Below are 7,228 nucleotides of genomic sequence, written 5' to 3' on the forward strand. Positions count from 1 at the left end.
GCGGCCACGTACGGATGCTCGGGCTCGGTCACGAGGATCGTCGTGAACCCCTGGAGCGCGGCCGGCCCGGTCCTGTCGTAGAAGCGCAGCTCGTTGAGCCGCTCCAGGTCGAAGGCGAGCGCGCCGCGATCCCCGGACACCTCGATGGTGAGGCCGTTCTTCCGGCCGGTGGCGAAGCGCGTCGCCTCGAAGGAGACCAGCGCTCCCCCGCTCAGCCGGCCCGTGAAGATCGCCACGTCGTCGACCGTCACGTCGCCGACCTCCTCGGAGGCGGTGCCCGTGAACCCGGCCCGCTCGCCGACGAGCGGCCGCTCCCGGACGATCGTGTCGACCGTCCCCGCCACGGCCTGCACGGCCTGCCCGGTGACGAACTGGGTCATGTCGACGATGTGCGCACCGATGTCGCCGAGCGCGCCGGAGCCGGCGTGCTCCTTCTGGAGGCGCCAGCCGAGCGGTACCGACGGATCGACGAGCCAGTCCTGGCGGTACGCGGCGCGGACCTGCTGGACCCGCCCGATCCGTCCCTCCGCGACCAGGTCGCGCAGGAGCGTCACCGCGGGGACGCGCCGGTAGGTGAAGCCGACCATCGCGATGCGGTCGCTCGCACGCGCCGCTGCGGCCATCCGCTCGGCCTCCTCGACGGTGTTCGCGAGCGGCTTCTCGCAGAGCACGTGCTTGCCGGCCTCGAGGGCGGCGATGGCGATCTCGGCGTGGGACTCCCCCGGCGTGACGATGTCCACGACGTCGATGTCGTCGCGCGCGATCACCGAGCGCCAGTCGGTCGCCGACTCCGCCCAGCCCCAGTGCTCCGCGGCGGCGGCCACGGCATCCGGGTTCCTGCCGACGACGACCGCCATCGCGACGTCGTCGGGCAGGTCGAACACGCGCGGCGCCTGGCGCCAGCCGACCGAATGGGCCGCGCCCATGAAGCCGTACCCGATCATGGCGACGCGGATCGTCACGCGAGCACGACCTCGCGCTCGACCGGTACGCGGTTGGTCACGTACCGCTGCGGGGCGATCTGCATGTAGAGGAGCCGCATGGTGAGCACGACCTCGACGGTGATGGACTCGCCGGGCGCCGGCACCTCGTCGAGGTGCGCGACCACGTCGGGCCGGTCGGCCACGAACCAGAGGGTCTCGGACTGCTCGGGCAGCTCGTCGACCGTGTAGGAGCGGCCCTCCAGCTCGAAGCGGATCCGGTCCTTCGGGACGGGTGTGCCGTTCACCGACACCTCGACGCCGTCGACGGCCGAGAGCCAGAGGCTGCGGTACCAGGGCAGCTGGACCGAGACGGCGATGCCGCTGCCGTCGGGCAGCCGCCGCACGTCGTCGGCGGAGAACAGGGAGTTGTGGGTGGCCATCGCGTCGTCTACTCGTCGATCTCGGAGATGGTGGCGTACGGCTCGGGCGGCTCGGGCTGCAGCTGCTGCACCGTCGAGGGGCTGTACGGGTGGCTGGCGTCTTGGACGGGTTCGTCAGCCGGCGGCATGAAGACGGGCTTGCCGTCATCACCGAAGTACATGAGGTCGAGGTCGAACGCGGCCTGGTTCTTCTCCCCGAAGCTGACCCAGTTCTCCTCGAACGGGGCGCGGGCGAGCTCGAAGCAGCGGAACCGCCAGATCCGCCACTGCCCGTCCTGCTTCAGGAAGTCGATGGCGTACTTGCACCAGACCCAGTGCGCCCAGACCTTCTTGCCCTGCACGTCGCGCGGCGAGTACATGTCGGACGGCATGGTCGCTGCCTGCTCCGGTTCGGTCAGCCCGGACTCGGTGCCCGCCATGATCCACACGCCCCTGGCGGTCTCGCCGTCGCCCGACACCTCGATCACCGGGGTGGTCGTCGCGTGCAGGATCAGCTTGCCGACGGGCGAGGGGCGCCCTCGGTGGTAGCGCGTGACGCTCTCCCACGTCGTGTAGACGCCCGCGTTCGTGTACTGCGCGCGGATGCCGGGCGTGCCTTCCGCGACCCAGAGCGGGATGATCCGCTCGTCCAGGAACGCGTTGTGGAAGAACATGTAGCGGTTGAAGAGGTTCTCCACCTCGCCGCGGTCGGCGGCTCGGCGGGCGAGCAGCGTCGTCGCGGCGAGCGCCTCCTTCAGCTGCGCGACCTCGGCCCGCAGCTCGGCGGCCGCGTCGGTCTCGATGATGTCGGTCATGTGCGTGTCCTTGTCTGTCAGGCCGGGACGGCCGCGACGGCCGATTCGATGGCGGAGCGCATCAGTGCGTGCTGCTGCTTCACCTGGGCGATGGGGTCCGCCTCGCCGAGGTCCTGGAAGGCGTGGCCCTCCCACTCGCTCGACAGGTAGCCCCGGTAGCCGCCCTGCACGAACTGCCGCACGATGCGCGGGATGTCCATGGCCGGCTCCTGGCCGTCGGCGTCGATGTCGTAGAACTTCGCGTGCACGTGGAAGATCCGCGGCATGATGTCGAGCCACTCCTCCGGCGCCACGAGGCCGTGCATGTTGAAGGCCAGGCGCGTGAAGGGGCCGAACCCGGTCGGGTCGACGCCCTCGCCGCGGAGGTAGTCCTCGAACCGCTGGTTCCGCACGTGCATCGGCGTCGGCTCGTGCCAGATCTCGTCCATCACCGGGAAGTGCCGGTCCTCGAGCCCCATCCGGGACAGCTGCCGCAGCAGCGTGGGCGAGAGCGAGTGCATCGTCGAGGAGAAGTCCGCGGTGAAGCCGAGCCGCTCGGACTGCAGCTCGTCGTACATCTCCCGGATCTGGAGCACGTGCGGGTCGTTCGGGCCCGACGGCGCGTGGATCTCGTAGCCGAGCTGCTGGTCGTACTGCTCCGCCAGCGGCAGCAGGCTGCGGAGCAGCTCCTTGCCGTGCGACCGGATGACCACCCGCTTGAAGCCGAGCGTGTGGGCCGTCTTCAGCTGCCGGGCGAGGAAGTCGTGCTCCTCGTCGGGCGTCATGTCGCGGTCCTTGCGGCGGCCCATGTCGAGGTTGGTGCCGATCGCGGAGGGCTCGAGTCCGTACCGGTCGATCGAGTCGCGCCAGAGGCGCACGAAGTCGTCGTCGACGTCGGGGTAGGTGCGCAGCAGCTGCGCGATGTTGAACTCGATGCCGGGGCCGAGGCCCTCGTCGGCCGCGGCCTTGATGAGGGTCTCGGGCGTGTAGAGCCCTGCCGCGAATTCGCTGGTGAGCGAGTAGAGCGTGATGCCGAGCTTGATCCCGGTCCCGGCGATGCCGTCGTCGGTCATGTGCTGCCTCTCAGGAGTGGACGGGCTGGGCGAGGTGGGCGGCGAGCTGCGCCCGCGCCTCGGCGGCGTCGGTGATCATGCGGGAGCCGGCGGCCTCGGCGGCCGACCGCTGCACCGCCTGCTCGCCGGCGATGATCTCGAACGGGCTCTGCCAGAAGTTCCAGTGCCAGCCCTCGTACTCGCTCGAGATCGCGCCGTCGTAGCCGTTCTCGACGAGCAGGCGGATGAGGTCGCGCACAGGGACGGACGGCTCCTCGCCGCGCTCGTCGATGCCGAAGAACTTGCCGTGCACGTGGCGGATCCACGGCATGATCTCGAGCCAGTCGTCGACCCGGGCGGGACCGAACAGGCCGGTGCCGTTGATGCCGAGGTCGACGCCGAGGTCCGGCCGGCCGTTCTGGGCGGCGAGCCCGATGAACCGCCCGAAGCGCTGCCCGTGGTCGGCCTGGTCCTTGGGCGGACCGGCCTCGTAGAACTCGTTCCAGAGATCGACGACCTTCGCGAGGAGCTCCTCCGAGGCGCCGCGGCGCCGGTAGGCCTCGAGCAGCGAGGGTGCGAAGCCGACGGTGGTGGCGCCCCAGTCGGCGGTGAAGCCGAGGAAGGGCGAACCGACCTGCTCGTAGCGGTCGCGCAGCGCGAGGATCCGGGGGTGCGAGGCGTACTGGTCGGCGTGCACCTCCAGCGCGAGCGTGACGCCGTACTGCTCCGCGACCGGCGCGAGGCGCTCCATCGAGTCGGGCTCGATCGAGATCTGCACCCGCGCGATCGGGAAGCCGAGGATCGCCGCCGCCTCGATCTGGCGGCGCATGTACTCGATCAGCTCGTCCTGGTTCAGCAGCCGGTCGCGGTGGATGCCGATGTCGGCGTTGATCGCGAGCGAGGTCTGCACGAGGCCGACCTCGGCGACCAGGTCCTTGAACCAGCCGGCGAAGGCGTCGTCGACGGCCGGGAAGCCGCGGAAGCTCGAGAACCCGATGATCTCGAGGCCCGGGCCGTACCCCTCGGCTCCGACCTTGCGGATCAGCTGCTCGAGGTCGTACTCCCGGCCGTGGAAGGCGCGGGTGAAGCTGTAGAGGGTGACGCCCTGGATGGGCGAGCCGAGCCCGGTCACGCGAGGACCCCCGACATGCTGCCTGCCTTCATGGTCTTGGTGTCGTGCTCCTCGATCCGGAGCACCTCCCCGTCGCCGATGACGATGTACGGGATGTAGAGCTTCAGCTCGACGTCGACGCGGTGCTCCTCGCCGTCGTCGGCGAGCGGCACGTCGCCGGACACCTGCGCGGAGTCGAGCGGGAACCACCACTCGTCCGCGTGGCCGGCGAGCTCGTCGAGCCGGTAGGTCGTGCCGTTCATGGTCCAGCGGAGCGACTCGACGGGCGCCTGGACGCCGTCGACGGCGAAGGAGACCTCGGAGATGCAGGACGCGGGCAGCGCGCGGTACCAGGGGATGCGGACCTCGACGGCGCTGCGTGCGCCGTCGGTGGTGAGCGTGCCCTGCTCGATGATGCGGTCGGGGATCACGTCGTTCCTCTCGTGCAGGTCAGGCGTCGGCGGCGACGCCGCGGATGTAGGCGGTGGAGGCGGCCGACTCGGTGGTCGGGTAGTACTCGAGGCCGATCGGGCCGTCGTAGCCGGAGGCCCGCAGCGTCGCGAGGGCGGCGGGCCAGTCGATGGCTCCGGTACCCGGCTCGCCGCGGCCCGGCGCATCCGCGATCTGCACGTAGCGCACGAGCTCGCCGGCGCCGGCGAGCTCGGCGGCGACGTCCTCCCCCTCGACGGTCGAGTGGTAGAGGTCGTAGAGGATGCCGAAGAAGGGCGAGTCCACGCCGCGGGCGATATAGGCGGACTCCGCCGTCCGGTCGAGCAGCGAGCCCGGGTGGTCGACCCGCACGTTCACGGCCTCGAGCACGAGCACGATGCCGGAGCCGTCGATCTGGGCGATGGCCTTGCGGTAGATCTCGACGAGCTTGTCGAGCTGGACCTGGCGCTTCCAGCCGCCGAAGCCCGTGCCGCTGCCGACGACCATGCGCGGGCAGCCGAGGTCCTGCGCGATCGCGACGCCCTCGTCGAGCTTCCGGAAGAACTCGGAGTGGTCCCACGGCGGGATCATGAACTGCGTCCGCGGCTCGGCCAGCTGCGCCAGGAGGGAGGTGCCGGTCTCCTCCAGCGCCGCCTTCAGCGCCGGGATGTCCTTCGGCGTCGCGGGGGCGTCGGCACCCGTCGGCCCCCACATCTCGACGGCGTCGAAGCCGGCCGCGGCGGCGGCGCGCACGCGGTCGTGGTAGTCCCCGGCCTCCGTGAAGAGCAGCTCGATGTTCGGGGCGAGTCGGTACATGTCTGAGGGGTCCTGCTCTCGAGAGGGATGGAAGGTCAGGCGGGGAGGAGGGCGGCGCGCATGCTGCGGCGGATGAGGTCGTGCTGGCGGCGGACGAGCACGAGCGGGTCGACCTCGCCGATCTCGGCGAAGGCGTGCCCCTCCCACTCGCTCGACCAGTAGCCGCGGTAGCCGCCGGCGACGAAGACGCGGACGAGCTCGGGGTAGTCGATCGCGGGCTCCTGGCCCTCGTCGTCGATGTCGTAGAACTTCGCGTGGACGTGCAGGATCTGCGGCATGATGTCGGCCCACTCGCGCGGGTAGACGTGGCCGTGCATGTTGAACGCGAGGTGCGCGAAGGAGCCGAGGCGCCCCGGGTCGAAGTCGCGGCCGCGGAGGTAGGCGATGAAGCGCTCCTGACGCTCCCGCATCGGGTCGTCGGTCGCCCAGATCTCCTGGAGGGTCCGGATCGCCTCGTCGTCGAGGCCGAGGCGGCGCACCGCCCGCAGCAGGGTGGGCGACATGGCGTGCATCGTCGACGAGAAGTCGGCGACGAACCCGAGCAGCGGGGAGTTCAGCTCGTCGTAGACCTCGCGGACCTTCATGATCGCGGGATCGTTCGGCCCCATCGGCGCGTGGATCTCGTAGGCGAGCTGCAGCTCGAGCCGCTCGGCCACGGGCAGCAGGCGGCGCAGCAGCTCCGGCTTGGCGCTCTGGATGCGGACCAGCGGGAAGCCGAGCCGCTTCGCGCCCTGGAAGAGCAGCTCGCTGAACTCGAACTCCTCGTCGGGCGTCATGTCGCGGTCGCGTCGGCGCCCCATGTCGAGGTTGGCGCCGAACGAGGACGCGTCGAACCCGTGCCGGTCGAACGCCGCGCGCCAGGTGGTGACGAACTCGTCCGAGATGAGGGGGTAGGTCGGCAGCACCTGGGAGGCGACGATCTCGATGCCGGGGCCGATGCCGAGCGCCGCGACCCGGTCGAGGAGGCCGTCGAAGTCGAACCAGCCGGCCCGGAACTCGGCGCTGGCCGAGTACAGCGTCAGGCCCAGCTTGAAGGGGTCGGACTCGGTCGCGGCCGGCGGTACCTCGACGGTCTCGAGGGCCGGGGACGGGAGGTCGCGGTCCGTCGCCGTGAGGGTCAGCGTCTGATGCACGAAGTTGGGCACGTAGATCCCGGGGCCGCCGTCGGCGCCCGGCGCGATCTGCATGTACGGCAGCCGCAGCTCGCCGGTGATGTCGATCTCGTGCGTCTCGCCGAGCGCGACCGGCGCATCGCGCCGGACGACGAGCAGCGGATGCGACTGCAGGTACCAGAGCACGTCGCTCTGCTCCGGCAGGTCGGCGATGCCGTACCGGACGCCGTCGAGCTCGAAGGCGAGGTCCTCAGCCGGGACGGCCTCGCCGTCGACGGCGAGGCGCAGCGCTCCGACGGAGGACAGCCAGAGGCTGCGGTACCAGGGGATGGTGAGCGAGACCGCGAGCCCCTCGGGGTGGACGCGCAGGCTCGCGTCGTCGATCAGTCCGTTCGGCATGAGGCGTCTCCTCGGTCGGCAGCGGGGCGGTGGGTCGTGGCGAGCGCGAGCGGGGATCGCGCGGCGGTGCGCAGGGCGGAGCGGTGGTGGACGGAGCCGGACCGCGTCATCGCGTCCTCCTCCATCGGCGTGCTGCTGACGCTAGCAGCATTATGTTGCTTTTGCACGGAAGT

8 protein-coding genes are annotated in these 7,228 nt (G+C 70.7%); all 8 read right to left on the reverse strand.

Translation table 11 applies throughout. From position 1 onward, the window contains the following. Nucleotides 1-944, reverse strand: a 944-nt coding sequence (locus tag VIG76_RS08820; protein ID WP_331953257.1) for a Gfo/Idh/MocA family protein, incomplete at its 3' end; no start/stop codon positions are given. 14 nt (nucleotides 945-958) lie between these two features. Beyond that, entirely contained in the window at nucleotides 959-1,363 is a 405-nt protein-coding gene (locus VIG76_RS08825) for a C-glycoside deglycosidase beta subunit domain-containing protein (RefSeq protein WP_331953243.1), read from the reverse strand. A gap of 8 nt (nucleotides 1,364-1,371) precedes the next feature. Continuing rightward, entirely contained in the window at nucleotides 1,372-2,157 is a 786-nt protein-coding gene (locus VIG76_RS08830; protein WP_331953245.1) for a nuclear transport factor 2 family protein, read from the reverse strand. Nucleotides 2,158-2,174: 17 nt separating this feature from the next. Continuing rightward, nucleotides 2,175-3,209 carry a sugar phosphate isomerase/epimerase family protein gene (locus VIG76_RS08835; protein WP_331953247.1) on the reverse strand — a complete coding sequence of 345 codons (1,035 nt, stop codon included), beginning with the start codon at nucleotides 3,207-3,209 and terminating at the stop codon, nucleotides 2,175-2,177. 10 nt (nucleotides 3,210-3,219) lie between these two features. After that, nucleotides 3,220-4,320: a sugar phosphate isomerase/epimerase family protein gene (locus VIG76_RS08840; RefSeq protein ID WP_331953249.1), complete on the reverse strand. Its 1,101-nt coding sequence runs from the start codon at nucleotides 4,318-4,320 to the stop codon at nucleotides 3,220-3,222. Then, the gene (locus tag VIG76_RS08845; protein WP_331953251.1) at nucleotides 4,317-4,730 is read right to left on the reverse strand and encodes a C-glycoside deglycosidase beta subunit domain-containing protein; all 414 of its coding nucleotides are present in this window, start codon (nucleotides 4,728-4,730) and stop codon (nucleotides 4,317-4,319) included. Before VIG76_RS08845 ends, VIG76_RS08840 begins: the two co-directional genes overlap by 4 nt. Before the next feature lie 19 nt (nucleotides 4,731-4,749). Then, complete coding sequence (locus VIG76_RS08850; protein ID WP_331953253.1) at nucleotides 4,750-5,544, reverse strand: TIM barrel protein; 795 nt, start codon at nucleotides 5,542-5,544, stop codon at nucleotides 4,750-4,752. Between the two features lie 35 nt (nucleotides 5,545-5,579). Beyond that, on the reverse strand, nucleotides 5,580-7,055 hold the full coding sequence (locus VIG76_RS08855; protein WP_331953255.1) for a C-glycoside deglycosidase beta subunit domain-containing protein: 1,476 nt from the start codon (nucleotides 7,053-7,055) through the stop codon (nucleotides 5,580-5,582). Nucleotides 7,056-7,228: the final 173 nt, after the last annotated feature.

The sequence above is a fragment of the Amnibacterium sp. genome, from assembly GCF_036559085.1.
Classification (GTDB): domain Bacteria; phylum Actinomycetota; class Actinomycetes; order Actinomycetales; family Microbacteriaceae; genus Amnibacterium.

What these genes read in the sequence shown, in the direction of transcription:
- VIG76_RS08855 (WP_331953255.1), bottom strand. Translation starts at nt 7,055, where the DNA reads ATGCCGAACGGACTGATCGACGACGCGAGCCTGCGCGTCCACCCCGAG.
- VIG76_RS08830 (WP_331953245.1), bottom strand. Translation starts at nt 2,157, where the DNA reads ATGACCGACATCATCGAGACCGACGCGGCCGCCGAGCTGCGGGCCGAG.
- VIG76_RS08835 (WP_331953247.1), bottom strand. Translation starts at nt 3,209, where the DNA reads ATGACCGACGACGGCATCGCCGGGACCGGGATCAAGCTCGGCATCACG.
- VIG76_RS08850 (WP_331953253.1), bottom strand. Translation starts at nt 5,544, where the DNA reads ATGTACCGACTCGCCCCGAACATCGAGCTGCTCTTCACGGAGGCCGGG.
- VIG76_RS08825 (WP_331953243.1), bottom strand. Translation starts at nt 1,363, where the DNA reads ATGGCCACCCACAACTCCCTGTTCTCCGCCGACGACGTGCGGCGGCTG.